Raw genomic sequence first — 18337 nt, 5'->3', positions numbered from 1 at the left:
ATCACTTCCCCCGCAACTGCCCGATGATTTCAGCCATGATACTAATGGCAATTTCACTTGGACCTTGTGCACCAATTAAAATGCCAACAGGAAAATGGAGGTGATGAGGGATTGGTTTACCTTCTAATAAGCGCTCTGTACGATGACGCGGTCCTAAAATGCCTATATAACGAACATTTTGTTCTAACAAGAGAGATAATAATTGTCGATCTTTTTCAAAGTGATGCGTCATAATTACAAGAAAATCACTTGGATGGAATAAAAGGTTTTGTATCATTTCCACTGGAAAACCAACCACACATGCATCAGCATTTGGAAATTGATCCGTATTACATAAGGCCTCCCGCCAATCACAAACTGTTACAAAGAAACTCGTTTCCTTTGCAAACTGAACGAGTGGCTTTGCATCTTCTCCTGCGCCAAAAATAAAAAGGCGGGGCTTTGGTATAAAATGTTGGCTATAATATTCATCTTGTAAACCATTTTTCAAGTAAGTTGCCTGCGGAAGAGATCCTTCCCAATTCCCACGCGTATTACCATTGTTATATATAAGCGCAGTTTGCTCTAAGGAAAGGTTTTTCACCATCCAAGCGGAGGAACCATTTGCAAGGTGAATATATAAATCTTGTAAAATCCCTTTATAGGTATCATCTATATGCTCCACTAATACATGAATAATACCATTACACCCTACTCCCCAGGACAAATCATCTTCTGCTTTCGTATTAAATGTATGAATCGCCCAAGTATTATGCTCCATAACATCTGCAGCATAGTAGGAAAGTTCTTCTTCTATACACCCTGCACTTAGCATTCCCACTTTTGTACCATCTTCTTGAAAAAGCATCATCGTTCCTTCTTTTCTATATGCTGATCCTTCAACATGAATAATCGTCGCTAATGCACAACGTTTTTCACAACATAACAACGCTTCTAATACGTCATATGTGGAAGCCATTATGAATCCCCCCGCTGCCTTTGTAACACAGACTTTACAGCTTCTTCAATTTCTTGATAACTCGTGCAGCGGCAAATATTAGAACTTAACCATTCTTCAATGGTTCGATCATCTGCATCAGGCCTTTGTGTAACAAGCCCGTGGCAATTCATAATAAATCCTGGTGTACAGTACCCGCATTGAAAAGCCCATTTTTCTTCAAAGGCTCGTTGAATGGGTGCCCCTTGTAATCCTTCAATCGTTGTAATTTGCTTTCCAACCGCTTCAACAGCTAACATAATACAAGACTTAATTGTTACTCCTTCAACAAGAACTGTACAAGCACCGCAGTCACCATTTTCACAGCCAGGCTTTGCTCCTGTTAAATCAAGTTCGTGACGTAATATATGTAGTAGAGTATCAGCCATTCTGCCAACTACTTCTCGTCTTTCTCCATTTACATGAAGAATCATTTGCACATTTCTCATGACTCTCCCACCCCTTCAAGCTTAATCAGCATATCGTGAAGTACATATTGAAATACAAAAGTCCGATAAGCACACGAGCCTCTTATGTCATCTAATACAGGAGCAGGAATATGAGTTAGAGCCCGTTCAATTCTTTTCTCGAATGGAATATGCTTATTATTTAAATCAGCTTCCATTATAAGTGAACGAAACGGAAATGCGCATAAACCGCTGCACGCCATCCGAATTTCGTCGCCATATTTTATCGCTGCAACTGTCACAAGGGGATAATCAATTTTTTCTAGTTGGCGCTTTTTCACACTATAATACGGCGCTGTCACATACCGCCGCTCTGTAATCATTTGTACAAGAAACTCACCCTTTTGTAATTGTAGTTTTTCCACAAAAGCTTGATGAGCAGGTACATACCGAATCCCCTCTATCCCTGCAATGACAAATGTACTATCAGCTAGTAAAAAAGGCAGCACTGCCTCCTTATATCTAATCCTTCCCGCAACATTTCCACCAATCGTAATTTGATTTCTTGCTGTGCGATCTGCAGCTCGGCCAGCAGTTTCACCAAGAAGCGGAAAGACTTGCGCTTCTTGAACACTTGTTATCGTCAATGTTGCACCAAGAAAAAGTTGGTCATCCTTCCATTCACAAACATTACATTCCGGAATACCTTTTATATCAATCACAGCCTTTGTTCTAATCCGCTGCGAACGTCCCAACGTAATAATTTCTGTGCCGCCTCCATAGTAGAGCGGCTTCTTTCCCTCTTTATCTAGCTGGTGAAATAACTGAATTGCTTCTTGAATAGAATTCGGACGATAATACTCAAAATCAAATGGTATCATTCAATCCCATCCTTTTTTTGCGTCTCTTTCCAAATTAATTCTGGAGTAAGCGGTAAGTTTCGCAATGAAATACCAGCCGCAATTGAAAGACTATTCGCTAAAGCTGCCGGCATGCCAATAATTCCATGCTCCCCAAGTCCTCTAGAACCAAATGCAGCTTGCTCATGCGGTACTTCTACAAAGTCCACTATATACTTTGGCTGTTGGCCGTAATGGATGACTTTATAAGAACGAAACTGATGATTCAAGTTCCTTTCTTTTGCATCATAGTGAAATGTTTCTCGCGTTGCAAAACTTAGCCCCATACTCATGGCTCCCATAATTTGTGTCTCTGCTCCCTTTTTATTTAAAATTGTTCCAGCATCTGCAACTGTTACAGCATTCAACAATCGGTATGTATAGTCTTTAGGATTAAATTCCACTTCTACTGCTTGCGCTCCTACTCCCCATTCAGGTCCTTGTCTGCCTTTCCCTGTCTCATAATCAATTTCTGTAAGTCCCTCAGATACGTAACTACCTCTCCCCACCACTTCAGTTCCTTTTACATTTCCATTTGAATCTACATATCCAAACACAATTTTCGAAAAAGGTACATACATAGTCGGATTCATTTTGACATAGACTTGTTTTCCTGCAATCTCTAATTCTTCCGCGGGGTGTCCAAGTAAATTTGAAGCCGTTTGTCGCAACTGTCTCATTGCATCTTCTGCAGCCATTACAACCGAATTTCCAACAAGGAGTGTCGTTCGACTCGCTGCTGTTTTCCAATGTTTTGGAGAAACTTGTGTATTTACCTCCATCATTACATGTACATCATCAGTATTCATGTTCATTTTCTCTGCAACCATTTGTGTGAGCACCGTTTTTGTTCCCTGCCCAATTTCAACAGCGCCGCAATTAATATTGACACTGCCATCACCGTTAAAGGTTAACACAGCACCTGCTCCGGCATTACTTGGTGTAGTCGAATTTTTCCAGAAGCAGCTGATCCCTTTTGCACGTACCATGCCATTAGATAGAGTAACTTTATTTCCCTCTTCCCAATTTATAAGCGATTTTAATTTTTGTAGGCAAGCTGTCACATCTCCCGTATTACTTGATGTGACAGGCACTTGTGTCGGTGTTGTATCTCCTGGTCTAATCGCATTTTTCAGGCGAAACTTAAGCGGACACATTCCTAATTTCTGAGCAAGCATATCAATCGTTCGTTCCATTACAAATGTATACTCCGAATGCCCAAAACCTCTAAACGACGTTGCATATGTATGGTTCGTATACATAGCAAGCGAATCACACCAAACATTCTCAATAGCATATGGGCCTGTGCAGTCCAGTCCAGCCGCCTGACTCATTTTTACTGCCCGACCAGCATAAGCACCGCCGTCAAATAAATACAAAATTTCTGCTGCTTGCAGCTTTCCATCTTTTGTGCATCCAAGCTTTACTTTTGCTTGTAAACCGATATGAACAGGAGACGTTATAAAATCTTCTTCCCTACTATTTCGAAGAGTAACTCGTCTTCCCCCTACTGCTTTTGAAGCAAGATATGCTAAATATTCAAGTTGTACCGCTGTTTTTCCGCCATATGCGCCTCCAACTAACGGTACATATACAATGACTTTTCCTTCATCAATTTGAAACGATTTACTTAACTGCCTCTTTATTTCAAAAGGAGCCTGCGAAGTAGAATGAACAATAACATCTCCATTAGGCTTAATTTCTACCCTAGCACACCGTGTTTCCATTGCCACATGATCGGATTGCCGAAAAGAAAATGTTTCTTCAACAATCGCATCACTGTCAGTAAATCCTTTTTGAATATCACCTTTACGGATTTTCGTCCGATTTGCGATATTTGTATGCGGCTTTGGGTATACTTTGTCTTCTAATTCATATTGTTCCACATGTTCATGTACTAATATGTTTGATTCATTATAGGCTTGCAAAGGCGAACGAATAGCCGGAAGCTCTTCATATATCACACGAATTCGTGTTGCTGCCTCTCTTGCAATCGCTTCATTATCCGCTACAACAAGCGCAACAGGTTCACCAAAGTATCGTACTTTCTCAAAGGCTAACGGAGGACGATCAACGATGCTTGAACCGACAAGAATAGGATAATCAGCTCCTGTTATCACAGCATGTACGCCTTGTACTTTCTTCGCTTCACGAATATCTATACTCTTAATGTAAGCATGTGCATATGTACTCGTAAGAAGTTTCGCATATAGCGTACCAACCTCTATTTCATCATTAATATACTTCGCTCTTCCCGTTACCTTATCAGCACTTTCTTTTCGCTTAACACTTTTTCCAATGATACGATACCGTTCCATTCCCGGCCTCCTTTGTTGTACTCTTCTACCATCCTATTTACACTACTAACAATTTAGTACAGATCTCTCTATACAAAAAATAGGCTACTAGTATTTAGCTAGCAGCCTATTTTTCTTATTAGTTCTTCTTTTCTAGTTCTTGACCAAATGCTTTCAAAAAATTAAATCCAAATGTAATTGCTCGATTTATATCTGGATCTCGTAATACTTTAAAGAAATCCATCACACTTGTTTTCTGGCCTTTTTTTAATTCATCTGTTGCATATTGTAAACCTGTAACTAAACTAGATGTTACTTGCTTGGTCACTTCTGGGTCTACTGAAGATAGCGCTTCTCCTGCACCCATCATATTATTTAATGCATTTTTCACTGGTTCACGGTTTAGTTGTTCAATTGCAATTTTCGAAACATCTTCTTTCGCTGCCAGCAAGCTCACAGCTGCATCAAGTATACCTGCTTTTTGAAGCTGCGCTAACAAATGAATTGTTTCTTCAATTGCCTCTTGATTCTCTCCTACTTGTTGTAATAACTCTTCAGATAGTTGTTGTTTCTTTTGTTCCTCTGTTAAAACTGTTTTTTGAATCATCGTAATTTCTTTTGCCACAGTGCTCCCCCCTAGTTTTCATCCACAAGTGATACATATTGTTTTCGTTGCCATTTCTTTTCTACTTCAACACCATTTTGCGGATGACGTTTTTTATTTCGCGGATTGGAAGCAGGCAGCGGACGATTTCCTTTTTCACGCAGCACACGCATTTTTACACGTGTTTGTTTATATGCCGGTGTACATGTATAAAGATCAGTCGCCGTTCCTGTTAAAATATTAATTGCTTCTTCATTTACTGTTGCATGCATTGGCAAATATAGTTCATTTCCAGTTACACGATCTGTAATAAGTGCTGGAACTTTTATTTTTCCAAACGGTGATGCAAGTTCTACGAGACCTCCATCTTTCACATTTCGCTGCGCTGCAAGCTCTGGTGAAATTTCAACAAACACCTCTGACATTTTAGATAAAATACCTGCTGATTTTTTTGTCATATTCCCTTCATGGAAGTGCTCTAACATTCGGCCATTATTTAATAATAAATCATATTCTTCTGGCGCCTCGACTGGCGGTATCCATTCATTAAGTGATAGGCGTGCCTTTTTATCAGGAAAATTAAATCCATCTACATATAATAATGGTGTATCACTTCCATCATGACTACCCCAGCACAAGCTATTCCATCCTTCTAAACGGTCATATGTTGCCTGTGAATATAACGGCGCAAGTGATGCGATTTCATCCATAATTTCGCTTGGATGTTCATAATTCCAATTTGCGCCCAAAGCACGAGCTACCTTTTGAAGAATCCACCAGTCTGGTTTCGAATCACCAAGCGGCGGCATTACTTCGTATAAACGTTGAATGCGGCGTTCTGTATTCGTGAATGTGCCTTCTTTTTCTAAACTTGGTGCCGCTGGTAAAATTACATCTGCAAAACGAGCTGTTTTTGTTAAAAACATGTCTTGTACAACAAGGAAATCAAGATTTCCTAAAATGTGCTGCACATGATTAGCATTAGAGTCGACTAATGCCATTTCTTCTCCCATGACATACATGCCACGTAATTTCCCTGCTTCAGCAGCAATCAGCATCGCAATATTATTTAATCCTGGTTCTTTCGGAATAGATACGCCGTATGCACTTTCAAATTTTGCGCGCAGTGCATCATCCGATATTGCTTGATATCCAGGCAGCCAGTTTGGTAATGTTGCCATGTCACAAGCACCTTGTACGTTATTATGCCCGCGAAGCGGATATGCTCCAGCACCCGGACGACGGTAGTTACCTGTTACAAGCAATAAGTTTGAGATGGCAGCAGACGTAGTACTTCCACCTGTATTCTGCGTTACACCCATGCCCCAAAGTACACATGTACCATCTGCATCACGAATCATTTTTGCCATTTCTTTTAATGTATCTTTGGAAATGCCTGTGATACTTTCTGTATAATCAAGCGTATACTTCTCTAACATTGTTTTATATTCATCAAAATTCTTCACGTTTTCAGCCAAAAATGCTTTATCATGCCAATCTTGATCGATCATATATTTCGTTACACCTGCAAGCCAAACATAGTCTGTACCTTGACTCGGGTGAACAAATAAATCGGCACGCTCTGCCATTTCATGTTTACGTAAATCAGCCACAATTAATTTTTGATCATGTAGTTTATGTGCACGTTTCACACGCGTCGCGAGAACGGGATGACCTTCCGTTGGGTTTGCACCAACAATAATAACAAGTCCAGCCTCTGCGATATCTTTAATTGTCCCTGCGTCACCACCCATGCCTACAGTTTTAAATAGACCATCTGTTGCTGGTGATTGACAGTAACGGGAACAGTTATCCACGTTATTTGTTCCGTATACTTGGCGCGCAAGCTTTTGCATTAAATAGTTCTCTTCATTTGTTACTTTAGAAGAAGAAATAAAACCAAAAGCATCACTGCCGTATTGATTTTTAATATGACTCATATTTGATGCAACAACTTCCATTGCTTCTTCCCAAGTTGCTTCAACAAACATGTCTCCTGTACGGATAAGCGGCTTTGTAATACGTTCTTCACTATTTACAAAATCCCATCCAAATTTTCCTTTTACACACGTTGAAATCCCGTTTACTGGTGCATCTGATACAGGCTGTACTTTTAAAATTTGACGATCTTTCGTCCATACTTCAAATGAACATCCTACACCGCAAAACGTACAAACAGTTTTCGTTTTATTTATTTTCGTTTTACGCATTGCTGCCTCTACTTCCGAAACAGCTAAAATACTACTATAACCAGGTTCTACATCCTTAACAAAATCAATCATTGGATTTAAAACATCTTGTTTAAGACCTGTCATAAAGCCAGCTTCCCCAAGCATCGACTTTTCCATTAAAGCATTACATGGACAAACCGTTACACATTGACCACAACTTACACAAGACGAATCATTAATCGATACGCCATTATCCCAAATTACACGCGGCCGATCTAAATTCCAATCAATTGATAAGGTTTCATTTACTTGTAAGTTTTGACACACTTCTACACATTGACCACATGCAATACACTGATTTGGATCATAACGATAAAACGGATGAGACATATCCACTTCCGAAGCGCTCACTTTCGGTTCGTACGGATACTTCTGCTCTTCAATTCCCATCATATGCACTGTGTTATGTACTTTGCAATTCCCGTTATTATTATCACAAACAGTACAATATAATAAATGATTCTCCAGTAACCGATCCATCGCTTCTGTTTGTGCCTCAATCGCTCGCTTTGATTTTCTTTCAATATGCATACCGTCTTCAAGTGCTGTCGAACAAGCACGCATCAACTTCCCATTTACTTCAACAATACATGTATCACATGTCTGAATTGGATCTACTTCTGGTACGTGGCAAATTTGCGGATGCTCAAGCTTTCTTTCGTTTAATAACTGTAATATCGTTTTCTTACCAGATGAAATATACTCTGCGCCATCAACAGTTACACGAATTATGTGTTCTGACATCTTTACCCTCTCCTTATGGCCAACCGTCCAACACGTTTCAAACACGCTTTTGAATGCGTTTTCAAAACAGCGTTGCTATACGCTCTTTTTTTCAAAAACACGAAAACCAGTTCTAAGAAGTTCCTATCTTGATGTATAAAAAGCTTACAATGAATGTATATTACTACGATTCTATTATATCGTAGAACACAAATAATCACCAAGGAATGTAGTAAAAGTACAAACTGGATGCTTTTCATTTTCTATTGTTTTATGATGAAAATGGGAGAATAATTGATAAAGGGGAAATTTATATGGAGTCTGTTCAAAGTACATATCCAATGATTCAGTACCGAAATGGTACATTTCATCAAAAAGATGACGAAATTGTAACAGAATATCCACTTACAATTAAACTAAATGGTGAAGAATATGTAACAATTGTCTGTACGCCTGATCATATTGAAGATATGGTCGTTGGCTTCTTAATATCAGAAGGTATTATTCCTTCCTATGAACACATTGAACAATTATGGATCCAAAAAGAAAAAGGATTTGCTCATGTAACAACATCGCAAACAAATCCACTATATCAAACTTGCTATAACAAACGGTATGTTACATCTTGCTGTGGGAAAAGCAGACAAGGCTTTGTATTTGTCAATGATGCTGCAAAAGCAAAAACAATGCACGATATTCATATTACACTCAAGCCCGAAGATTGCTTTCGTTTAATGAAAGATTTACAACAATCCTCCTCTACTTTCAGACAAACAGGCGGTGTACATAACACCGCCTTATGTGATGCAACGCAAATTCTTATTTCACGAATGGATATTGGACGCCACAATGCTTTGGACAAAATTTACGGTTATTGCTTACAAAACAATATTCCAATAACCGGAAAAGTAATTGCCTTTAGCGGCCGCATTTCATCAGAAATTCTACTTAAAGTGGCAAAAATCGGCTGTGAAATTGTCCTATCAAAATCAGCCCCGACAAAATTAGCTCTAGAACTTGCTCATGATTTAGGAATTACTGTCGTTGGCTTTATTCGTGGTGATTCTTGCAATATTTACACACATCCAAAACGAATCGAAGGATTTATAAAGTGAAATTCCCATAAGTAGGTGGGTTTCCTACTTATGGTCACCCCTCACCAATCGGGCTCTTACAGACGGTTTGTTATTACTCCGTAGCTAAGCATCTTACCGAATGTTAGAGCGGGATAAAGTGAAACTTCCATATAAAAAGCTAAAAAGGTTTCTCACATGAGAAACCTTTTTAGTTATAAAAATGTAACATATATAACTGTTGAATAGTTAATAAAGTTAATATATAATTTTATTACATAAAACCATTACATTAGGAGGTTGCTTGTATGAACATTCGTGTCTTAACAAAAGAAGATGCAAGTATATATTTACAGCTTGGCGTAGAAGGGTTAACTCAAAACCCAGAAGCATTTAGTTCCTCTTATGAAGATGTTATGAAACAAGAAGATCCTGTTGCTGCGATGGCAAAGCGATTAGATAATCCTGAAAAATTTACAATAGGCGCTTTTAAAGACGATGAATTAATTGGCATTGCCACACTTGAAATTAAACCTTTTATTAAACAAGAGCATAAAGCAAAAATTGGCTCTGTGTATGTTTCTCCGAAGGCACGTGGTCTTGGTGCTGGAAGAGCGTTAATTGAAACAATCATTGAAAATGCACCCAGATTAGATATAGAACAAATCATGCTTGATGTTGTTGTCGGAAATGAAACGGCAAAGAAACTATACGAATCACTTGGTTTCCAAACATATGGCGTAGAAGAACGTGGTTTAAAATATAACGGACAATATTGGGATGAAGAGCATATGGTTTTATTTTTAAACGCTTAGTGATTTTTTACACATAAAAGATCACTAAAAAAGCCTCGCACAATGCGTGCGAGGCTTCTTATTTTTATCCCGTTCTAACAACAGGCGGGTGTGTAATACAAAATCATCTATAAGAGCCATTGGCTCAGTTCATTATCAGTGAGGAAACTCTTCATTGATAAAAGCTTTTCTTTCTAATAATCCAAGTACCTTCCTAGCACAAACAACAACAATCATCGTTCCTGCTTTTCAAGGAATCCTTCTTTTTGTTCACTATGTAAATTCCCTTTATAAAAAAAAGGTGAGATAGAAATTTTTCTTATCCGATGCGAGGTGAATACGAAAAATGTTTTCTATCTCACTTACACAATAGAATGGAATTTGTCATTTTGAAAAACAAAATGACAAGACGTTATGTCGCAACATAGGGTATTTTTTGTGCTGCTACACCCTCATTATAAAAGAAAGATTTGCAAAAGTAGTGCATTTTTTATGGCAATTGTCCTTTTCTTTATAATATAAACAGTGTTTTTTAGAAAGTTCATGTAAAATATATAAGGGAAACTTTTGACAATGAGGACCTGATCTTACCTATCTTCTTCGCTCTTCTCTTAATCTTGAGATGGAGGCTTACTGCTCGCGAATAGCGGGATAAAGTGAAACTTCCTTTTGGAGCGCTTTTCTCCAAAAGGTTAGCCCTCACCAATCGGGCTTTTACGGGCTATCTTCCTTGTTCCTCTTTGAATCTTGAGGTGGGGGTCTTATTGCCCGTTAATAGCGGGATAAATACTGGAAACTTGAGGTGTACATCGTTATGGCAAAACTATTATTAGTAGATGATGAAGAACGCATGCTGCGCTTATTAGATTTATTTTTAAGTCCGCGCGGGCATTTTTGCATGAAGGCAACTTCAGGACTAGAAGCACTTGAACTCGTTCAACAAAAAGAATTTGATCTTATCTTATTAGACGTGATGATGCCAGAAATGGACGGTTGGGAGACTTGCTTTCAAATTCGGCAAATAAGTAACGTCCCTATTATTATGCTAACTGCACGTAATCAAAATTATGACATGGTAAAAGGTCTCACCTTAGGTGCTGATGACTATATTACAAAACCGTTTGATGAGCAAGTATTAATTGCTCGTATTGAAGCTGTACTGCGTCGTACGAAAAAGGAAGGGTTCGTAAGCTTTAACGGAATTGATTGGGATAAAACGAGGCATACCGTAACTGTCTATGATGAAAAACTCGCTCTTACACCAATTGAATTTTCATTACTTGGACTCTTTTTGCAAAATATAAACCGTGCTTATAGCCGTGATGAACTTATCGAAAAAATATGGGGATTTCAAACAGATATTGAATATCGTACCGTTGATTCTCACATTCGTAATATACGCGAAAAGCTTCGAAAAGTAGGATTCCCTATTGAAGATTATCTAGAAACTGTTTATAAAATCGGTTACAAATGGAAAGGTAACTAATCGTAAAGATAAAGTGAAACTTCCATAAGTAGGTGAGTTTCCTACTTATGGTAAGCCCTCACCAATCGGGCTCTTACAGTCGGTTTGGTATTACCTCGTAGCTAAGCATCTTACCGACTGTTAGAGCGGGATAAAGTGAAACTTCCGCTAGTGAAGAAATTTTATTTGAACCACTCGGGCATACGCCAGCAGTTTTTCTTCTATCGAATTTCGTTGTTTCTTCAGAACTTTGCGGTGGGAGTCTTACTGCCTGTTAGTACAGGAAAAAGGTTGTGAATCATAATGAATAAACTTTCTATAAAGCTTGGTACATACTTTTTATTATTATCTCTTTGCATTGAATCCGTATTATTTGTATCCTTTCATACAACACTGGCGCAAATGCGTGTAAATGAAGAAACTACGGCCTTATTGGCAAAAGGAAATTGGTATCGTGATATTATTGAAAAACGCTATAGCGAACGAGCCATTGAACGTGTGGCGGCGATGGAATCTAACGCCCCTTCTCGTACGAAACTCGTCATAACAAATGCAACAGGTCATATTTTAGCTTCTTCTAATCCCATTACAGAAGGCATGCACAAACAACTTGAACAAAAGATTGAGTATATTCCTAAAGACGGAATGATAACAGAAGATCGCTGGAAAGAATCAAAATATATTTCAACAGTCAGTCCTATTACAAAATATGGGGTAGTGGTTGGCTATGTCCATATGTTTTTAGAAACTGCTTCTATAAAAGAAATGATTTTTCGCTTAACAAAACAGTTCGTTTCCGTTGGTGCTTTGACAGTAGCTCTCACAACAATTTTAGTATTTTTATTTTCAAGAGTTATTACAAATCCGCTTATCAAAATGAAGCGAGCAACCGAAAAAATGATGAAGCAAAATGAACCGATTACATTAGGTATTAAGAGTAAAGACGAATTAGGAAGCTTAGCAGGAACAATTGAACAGCTTTCTAGTGAGCTAACCTATATGAAAAAAGAACGAAATGAATTTCTCGCAAGTGTCGCACATGAATTATTAACCCCGCTCACATATGTAAAAGGCTATACAAAAGTTGCAAAAAGAGAATCTTTATCGAAAGAAGAACGGGAAGAATATTTACAAATCATTGAAGAGGAAACAGAAAATATTACCGAACTCGTACAAGATTTATTTGAACTTGCACAGCTTGAACAACACCAATTTGCTATTAAAAAGCAGGATATTTCACTACTGCCATTTGTAGAGCGTATGGTTGAAAAAATAAAACCATCTCTTCAAAAAAAGAAAATAGACATCTCTTTATATTGCCCTGAAGATTTATATGTCTGCATAGATGAACGCCGTATGGAGCAAGTCATGCTGAATTTGCTTCATAATGCACACCAACATTCTCATGAAGATTCTCAAATTACAGTACAAGTATTAAAAAAGGAGCATACTTTTCTTATACAAGTGCAAGATGAAGGAGAGGGAATTCCAAGTGAAGACTTACCACATATTTTTGAGCGCTTTTACCGAGTCGATAAATCCCGAACACGAGCAACTGGTGGAAAAGGTATTGGCTTAGCTGTTACAAAAGAAATCGTAGAATTACACGGTGGTTCTATACATGTAACAAGTGAAGTTGGAACTGGAACTATATTTACGATAGAATTACCAATTCAATAAACATTTTTATTATTTTAGTAAATATTTTTATCCAATAACATTAACCATAAATAGTATATTTTTGAAATTATTATTACTTTAATATAATATGTATATACAACTACCAAAGATTTAGAGGGTGATATGATTGGAAATTCGTGTATTGACAAAAAAGGATGCAGAAATTTATTTAGAACTTCGCGTTGAAGGATTAAAGCAAAACCCAGAAGCTTTTAGTTCCACTTACGAAGATATCCTTAACAAAGAAGATCCTGTTGAATATAAAGCAGAAGTATTATCTCAAAATGAAAATTATACACTTGGCGCTTTTAAAGATAGCGAATTAATCGGTGCTGCAACTCTGGAAACGAAATCATTTTTAAAGCAGGAACATAAAGCAAAAATCGGTGCTGTTTATGTCTCTCCAAAAGCACGTGGACTCGGTGCTGGTAAAGCGCTTATGCAAGCAGCAATTGAAAAAGCAAAAGAATTAGAAGTAGAACAACTTATGCTTGATGTTGTCGTTGGCAATGAAGGTGCGAAAAAACTCTATGAATCATTAGGCTTTAAAACATTTGGCGTACAAGAACGTTCGTTAAAATATAACGATCAATATTGGGACGAAGAGCATATGGTATTGTTTTTACATGAAGAAAACGAATAGGAAAAGGGACTTTTTTAAAAAGTCCCTTTTCCTTTATTACATATATTAATAAAGGAATACCCCTTCAATCAAACCATGCTTTTGCCAGCAATCGAACCGCTTTCTCAATTTCTTTCTCAGATAAAATTGCAAAACCAAGCAAGACGGTTTTATTATCAGCTTTCACCTCATCATAATACATGGAAACCGAATATACCTTTATACGATATGCTGCCGCTCGTTCAATAAGCTCTTCCTCTGTCATGCCATTATTTGTGCGTAATAATATATGCAGCCCTGAGTCTTGTCCAATTATTTCAACATATTTTGGAAAATACGTTGAAATTGCTGAAACCAATGTATCTCTCTTCTTTCGATATACAACTCTCATTTTATGAATATGCTTTTCCCAATGTCCGCCTTCAAGAAAACGTTCCACAATTTCTTGATCAATTCGAGATACAGTTTGTGTATAAAAGAAATATTCTTGTTGATATACTTCAATTAGCTTTTTTGGGAGCACCATATAACTGATACGTAACGATGGAAGTAACGCTTTCGAAAAGGTACTCATATAAATAACTTTTCCATTTGTATCTAATCCTTGGAGGGCTGGAATGGGTTTACCAGAATAGCGAAATTCACTATCATAATCATCTTCTACAATATAACGTCCTTCCTCTTTTTCTGCCCAATGTAAAAGCTGTATCCGCCTTGAAATTGGCATAATCATTCCGCATGGAAATTGATGGGACGGTGTAACAAATACAACATCTGCATCGCTTTCTTCTAAACGTGACAGCATAATTCCATCTTCATCAAGCGGAAGCTGCTCTACATGCTCTATCCCTTTTTCATACGTAACCATTCTTCGATGATATCCTGGATTTTCTACCGCAAATGTACTTTCCTTTAACAATTGAAATAGCATTCTTATTAAATATTGGGTTCCTGCTCCAATAATAATTTGACTTGGTGAACAATGGACACCTCGCGATTCGTACAGATATTTTGCAATTTCTTTTCGCAATCCAAGTTCCCCTTGCGGATGCCCAAGCAGCAGTACTTTTTCATTCTCAATCTGCAGCACTTCATTCGTCAATTTGCGATATAGGGCAAATGGAAATGACTGAGCATCAACACCTGTATGCGTAAAGTCAAATACATAGTCTCGTTCATCATAAAGTATTTCTTTTACATGCTGCATCTTTTGTTTTACATGCAATACATTTTGCTCCATTTCACATACGAAATATCCTTTACGTGGAATCGCCTCTATGTAACCTTCTGCAACAAGCTGTCCATAAGCAGCTTCAATTGTATTTTGACTAATTTGCAAATAGTGAGCTAATTTACGCTTCGATGGTAATTTCGTATAAGGCGGGACATTTCCAGATTTCATTTCCTCTTTCATGTAATTATATAGTTGTACATATAGTGGTTCTTTACTATGAATATCAAGTTTCGGCGTTAATTCTAACATACAAACTGACCCCTTTATTTTGTAGAAAACTGACACTTTTTACAGTATCAGAAGTTATATATAATACTTTCATAATTATCATTTCTGTTTTAATAAATCAAGAACTTTCATATCAAAGGAGGATACATCATGAAATCACCTCGACATCTCGGTCTGATGATGATTATTAGTGGAGCAACATTATGGGGATTATCTGGCCCTATGATTCAATGGCTATTTAACTATACTGAACTATCATCTACTGATTTTTTAGTCATTCGTTTACTATTAGCAGGCATGTTTATTTTATGCTCCTTACTATTTACAAAACAAAATATATTTGGGATTTGGAAGCACCCGCGTCATTGGATTCAACTACTAATTTTTGCGATTGTTGGCATGCTTGGTGCTCAGTATGCATTCATTGAAACAGTGCATATAAGTAATGCTGTAACCGCAACACTATTTCAATTTCTCGGTCCAGTTCTTATTACTATTTATATTGTAATACAGCATAAAAAACTTCCTTCCTTTATGCAGGTTATAGCAATCTCTGCTGCACTAATAGGTACGTATTTCCTTATTACCAATGGTTCAATTGAAAATATTGTTCTTTCTAAACAAGCAATACTATTTGGTATTTTAACAGCAGTCGGCTTTGCTTTTTACACACTCCATCCCGCTTCTCTCATAAAACAATGGGGGACATCAATAATTGTTGGTTGGGGGATGTTACTTGGAGGAATTTTCTTATTTCTATATAATCAGGAATTTCATTTCCGTTATGTAGCAAATACATTAACAATAAGCACATTTTCTATGCTTATTCTCGTAATTATAAGTGGAACACTTTCTTTCCTTCTCTATATTGGTAGTCTAAAATATTTATCTGCAACAGAAACAAGTATTTTATCAAGTATTGAACCACTCGTAGCAGCTATTGTTTCAATTATCTGGTTAAATGAATCATTTGGAGCCTATCAATTATTAGGTGGTATTTTCATTATTGTCGCAGTTGTCTTTTTAACAATGCCAGAAAAATCCAGCAACAGAACACATGTAAGAAAAGAGGAGACGCTATCCGCGTAGCCTCTCTTTTTCTTTTACAGGAATTGTTCTTTATTTTGTCCAATACAATTAAAATACAAATATGAATAGGAGCGTGGCCAAATGAAAAAACTTGGAACCGTGCTACTTCTCTCCTGTCTCATCACTGGCTGTACGACTACAGTAAAGACATCTACTTCCCCAAAAATAATTGAAACGATACAACCACAAAATAACATCCCCTCTTTCTTTCACCTTAGCATTCTTAAAGATGTCAATTGGGAAGAAAGTCCATCATTTCAGCACGATAAAATATCTGTAAAAGGTATACAAGACAAGGTTGCAATTGTAGATGCTACTTGGATTGCTAATCAACCAAATAAATATATGTGGGTTTTTCTCAACTCAAATATACCCTCTGGGAAACTAACCGTCATTGCAATAAAACAAGGCTCAACGAAACCAGTTCCTGTCCTTTTTCAAGATGAGATAACAGGCAATGTTTGGACAGCACCGCAAGAGATTACAAAAGATATCACAAGTATTCCCTCTAGTATGTTACTCCCTTCTTCTGGCTTATGGCTATTAAATGTATACATTGGAGAAAAGTTGTATGGACAGATTGTTGTACATGTAGAAGAAAGTAATAAAGTGAAACTTCCATCAGTGGGGCCCACTGATGGTTAGTTGAACCAATCGGGCTTTTACGGGCAGTTATTCCCCCACCTATCTTCTGTAGAAAAGCGGAAGCGGCTCGCCCAGAATCGCAGGACGTTGGAGCACCCGACAGAGAGGCGCTTTTTGCCTCGTCCGAGGAGGCGAAACGACCGGAGATTCTATCCGCTAGAGCTGGACAACGATCTTCTCTGTATCTTGAGGTGGGGGTCTTACTGTCCGCGAATAGCGGGACAAATCATAGCATTTCCCTTACAAAACTGTAATCCTTACGTCATCTAATTCAATAGTTCCATCTCTTCCTCTCATTTATACTAAAAGTAAGAAATGAAACCAAAAACAAGGAGAGATAAGAGATGAAAAAAATAATGGAAGTTGTAGTAGCGGTAGTCCTAGTTTTAGTGAATGGTAAAAATATTGCAATGGAGTTAAACAAATAATGAATATCTCCCATACAATCACATAAAAAGAGATAAGGTTTCATTGTTTTGATCCCTTATCTCTTTTTATGAAAAACCAGCATACGTTATAAAACTCCTTTTTAGGACGTTAAATAATAGTAAAATGCCTCTGCATCTGTTTGTACCCAAGGTGAAAAATGAAGTTCTTGCACTCTGTCTGGCTGTTGTTTTTCAATTTCCTCTGTAAGCTGCTGTGTATCCTTATCCGTTACATCTATCCCAAGTTCTTTTGCCACTTGCAAAGCCTTTTGTTCATTAATTTCTTGTAGCACTTGATAAATATCTTTTCCATACAGATCAATATGAAGGTTTTTCGCTTCTGTTTGAATTTTCGTTTCATATATTTCTTTCGCTAACGCTTCCATACTTTTTCCCTTTTCTGAAATACCAAGTTGCTTTGCTTCGTTTTTTATTTTTGTGCCATAAAGCTCTTCAGCTATCGCACCAATCTCTTTCCCTTCTGTAGAAACTCCTAATTTTTCTGCTTCACTTTTTATTTTGATTTTATTAATTTCCGCTATTAAATCTACAATTGCTTTTCCCTCTACTGGTATTCCAAGTTTTTCTGCTTCTTTTTTGACCTTCGCTTCATATATTTCTTCCGAAAGTGTTCCAACATCTTTGCCCTCTGTGGAAACCCCCAGCTGATTTGCTTCTTTCTCTACTTCCGTTTCATGAATTTCCTTCTCAAGTGTAAGTAGCTCTTTTCCTTCTGTTTCAATTCCTAAATTCTGCGCTTTATCTTCCGTATATGCAGCATGTATAACCTCACCATTGACTTGTGCACTACTAGGTTGAGATGATTGTATTCCTTTATCTATCTCCTTATTTGTACAAGCTGAAGCTCCACCCATTACACTGAGACTTAATACTCCAACAACCAGTAGACCAAACGTTTTTTTTCTAACCACCTTTCACTTC

At 37.5% G+C, this 18337-nt stretch carries 15 protein-coding genes; 7 read left to right on the top strand and 8 right to left on the bottom strand.

The features are described from left to right. Position 1: 1 nt before the first annotated feature. The 6 genes from ACFQZ1_RS13955 to fdhF all read right to left on the bottom strand — a co-directional run bounded on the left by ACFQZ1_RS13955 (position 2) and on the right by fdhF (position 8158). Complete coding sequence (locus ACFQZ1_RS13955; RefSeq protein WP_377882781.1) at positions 2-958, bottom strand: XdhC family protein; 957 nt, start codon at positions 956-958, stop codon at positions 2-4. After that, positions 958-1425: a (2Fe-2S)-binding protein gene (locus tag ACFQZ1_RS13950; RefSeq protein WP_377882779.1), complete on the bottom strand. Its 468-nt coding sequence runs from the start codon at positions 1423-1425 to the stop codon at positions 958-960. The genes ACFQZ1_RS13955 and ACFQZ1_RS13950 overlap by 1 nt, the downstream gene beginning before the upstream one ends. Beyond that, positions 1422-2264: an FAD binding domain-containing protein gene (locus ACFQZ1_RS13945; RefSeq protein ID WP_377882778.1), complete on the bottom strand. Its 843-nt coding sequence runs from the start codon at positions 2262-2264 to the stop codon at positions 1422-1424. The genes ACFQZ1_RS13950 and ACFQZ1_RS13945 overlap by 4 nt, the downstream gene beginning before the upstream one ends. Continuing rightward, positions 2261-4600 carry a xanthine dehydrogenase family protein molybdopterin-binding subunit gene (locus ACFQZ1_RS13940; RefSeq protein WP_377882776.1) on the bottom strand — a complete coding sequence of 780 codons (2340 nt, stop codon included), beginning with the start codon at positions 4598-4600 and terminating at the stop codon, positions 2261-2263. The genes ACFQZ1_RS13945 and ACFQZ1_RS13940 overlap by 4 nt, the downstream gene beginning before the upstream one ends. A gap of 118 nt (positions 4601-4718) precedes the next feature. Beyond that, positions 4719-5204 (bottom strand): helical membrane plugin domain-containing protein, encoded by a 486-nt coding sequence (locus tag ACFQZ1_RS13935; protein ID WP_377882774.1) that lies wholly within the window; start codon positions 5202-5204, stop codon positions 4719-4721. 11 nt (positions 5205-5215) lie between these two features. Further along, positions 5216-8158 carry a formate dehydrogenase subunit alpha gene (gene fdhF / locus ACFQZ1_RS13930; protein ID WP_377882772.1) on the bottom strand — a complete coding sequence of 981 codons (2943 nt, stop codon included), beginning with the start codon at positions 8156-8158 and terminating at the stop codon, positions 5216-5218. 293 nt (positions 8159-8451) lie between these two features. Here fdhF and fdhD point away from each other — a divergent pair, with 293 nt between their 5' ends. From fdhD to ACFQZ1_RS13905, 5 genes are all read left to right on the top strand, one after another. Then, on the top strand, positions 8452-9252 hold the full coding sequence (gene fdhD / locus ACFQZ1_RS13925) for a formate dehydrogenase accessory sulfurtransferase FdhD (RefSeq protein ID WP_377882771.1): 801 nt from the start codon (positions 8452-8454) through the stop codon (positions 9250-9252). Positions 9253-9518: 266 nt separating this feature from the next. Continuing rightward, a complete protein-coding gene (locus tag ACFQZ1_RS13920) occupies positions 9519-10025 on the top strand; it encodes a GNAT family N-acetyltransferase (protein WP_377882770.1) in 507 nt (168 codons plus the stop codon). Positions 10026-10818: 793 nt separating this feature from the next. After that, positions 10819-11490, top strand: a complete 672-nt coding sequence (locus tag ACFQZ1_RS13915) for a response regulator transcription factor (protein WP_377882769.1) — start codon at positions 10819-10821, stop codon at positions 11488-11490. 282 nt (positions 11491-11772) lie between these two features. Next, positions 11773-13149 carry a HAMP domain-containing sensor histidine kinase gene (locus ACFQZ1_RS13910; RefSeq protein ID WP_377882768.1) on the top strand — a complete coding sequence of 459 codons (1377 nt, stop codon included), beginning with the start codon at positions 11773-11775 and terminating at the stop codon, positions 13147-13149. 127 nt (positions 13150-13276) lie between these two features. After that, the gene (locus ACFQZ1_RS13905; RefSeq protein WP_377882767.1) at positions 13277-13792 is read left to right on the top strand and encodes a GNAT family N-acetyltransferase; all 516 of its coding nucleotides are present in this window, start codon (positions 13277-13279) and stop codon (positions 13790-13792) included. Between the two features lie 64 nt (positions 13793-13856). Here ACFQZ1_RS13905 and pdxR read toward each other — a convergent pair whose 3' ends face one another. Continuing rightward, the gene (gene pdxR, locus ACFQZ1_RS13900) at positions 13857-15254 is read right to left on the bottom strand and encodes a MocR-like pyridoxine biosynthesis transcription factor PdxR (protein ID WP_377882766.1); all 1398 of its coding nucleotides are present in this window, start codon (positions 15252-15254) and stop codon (positions 13857-13859) included. 129 nt (positions 15255-15383) lie between these two features. Here pdxR and ACFQZ1_RS13895 point away from each other — a divergent pair, with 129 nt between their 5' ends. Together ACFQZ1_RS13895 and ACFQZ1_RS13890 are read left to right on the top strand one after the other, a co-directional pair. Next, complete coding sequence (locus ACFQZ1_RS13895; RefSeq protein ID WP_377882765.1) at positions 15384-16322, top strand: DMT family transporter; 939 nt, start codon at positions 15384-15386, stop codon at positions 16320-16322. A gap of 81 nt (positions 16323-16403) precedes the next feature. Next, a complete protein-coding gene (locus ACFQZ1_RS13890; RefSeq protein WP_377882764.1) occupies positions 16404-16967 on the top strand; it encodes a DUF4871 domain-containing protein in 564 nt (187 codons plus the stop codon). 529 nt (positions 16968-17496) lie between these two features. Here the strand turns inward: ACFQZ1_RS13890 and ACFQZ1_RS13885 are convergent. Continuing rightward, positions 17497-18270: a transporter gene (locus ACFQZ1_RS13885; RefSeq protein WP_377882889.1), complete on the bottom strand. Its 774-nt coding sequence runs from the start codon at positions 18268-18270 to the stop codon at positions 17497-17499. Positions 18271-18337 lie beyond the last annotated feature (67 nt).

This window comes from Bacillus sp. CGMCC 1.60114, assembly GCF_042676365.1.
Taxonomy (GTDB): Bacteria; Bacillota; Bacilli; order Bacillales; family Bacillaceae_G; genus Bacillus_A; species Bacillus_A rhizoplanae_A.
Note: the sequence above shows the minus strand (reverse complement) of the source record. Positions and strands in the feature narration are given on the sequence as shown.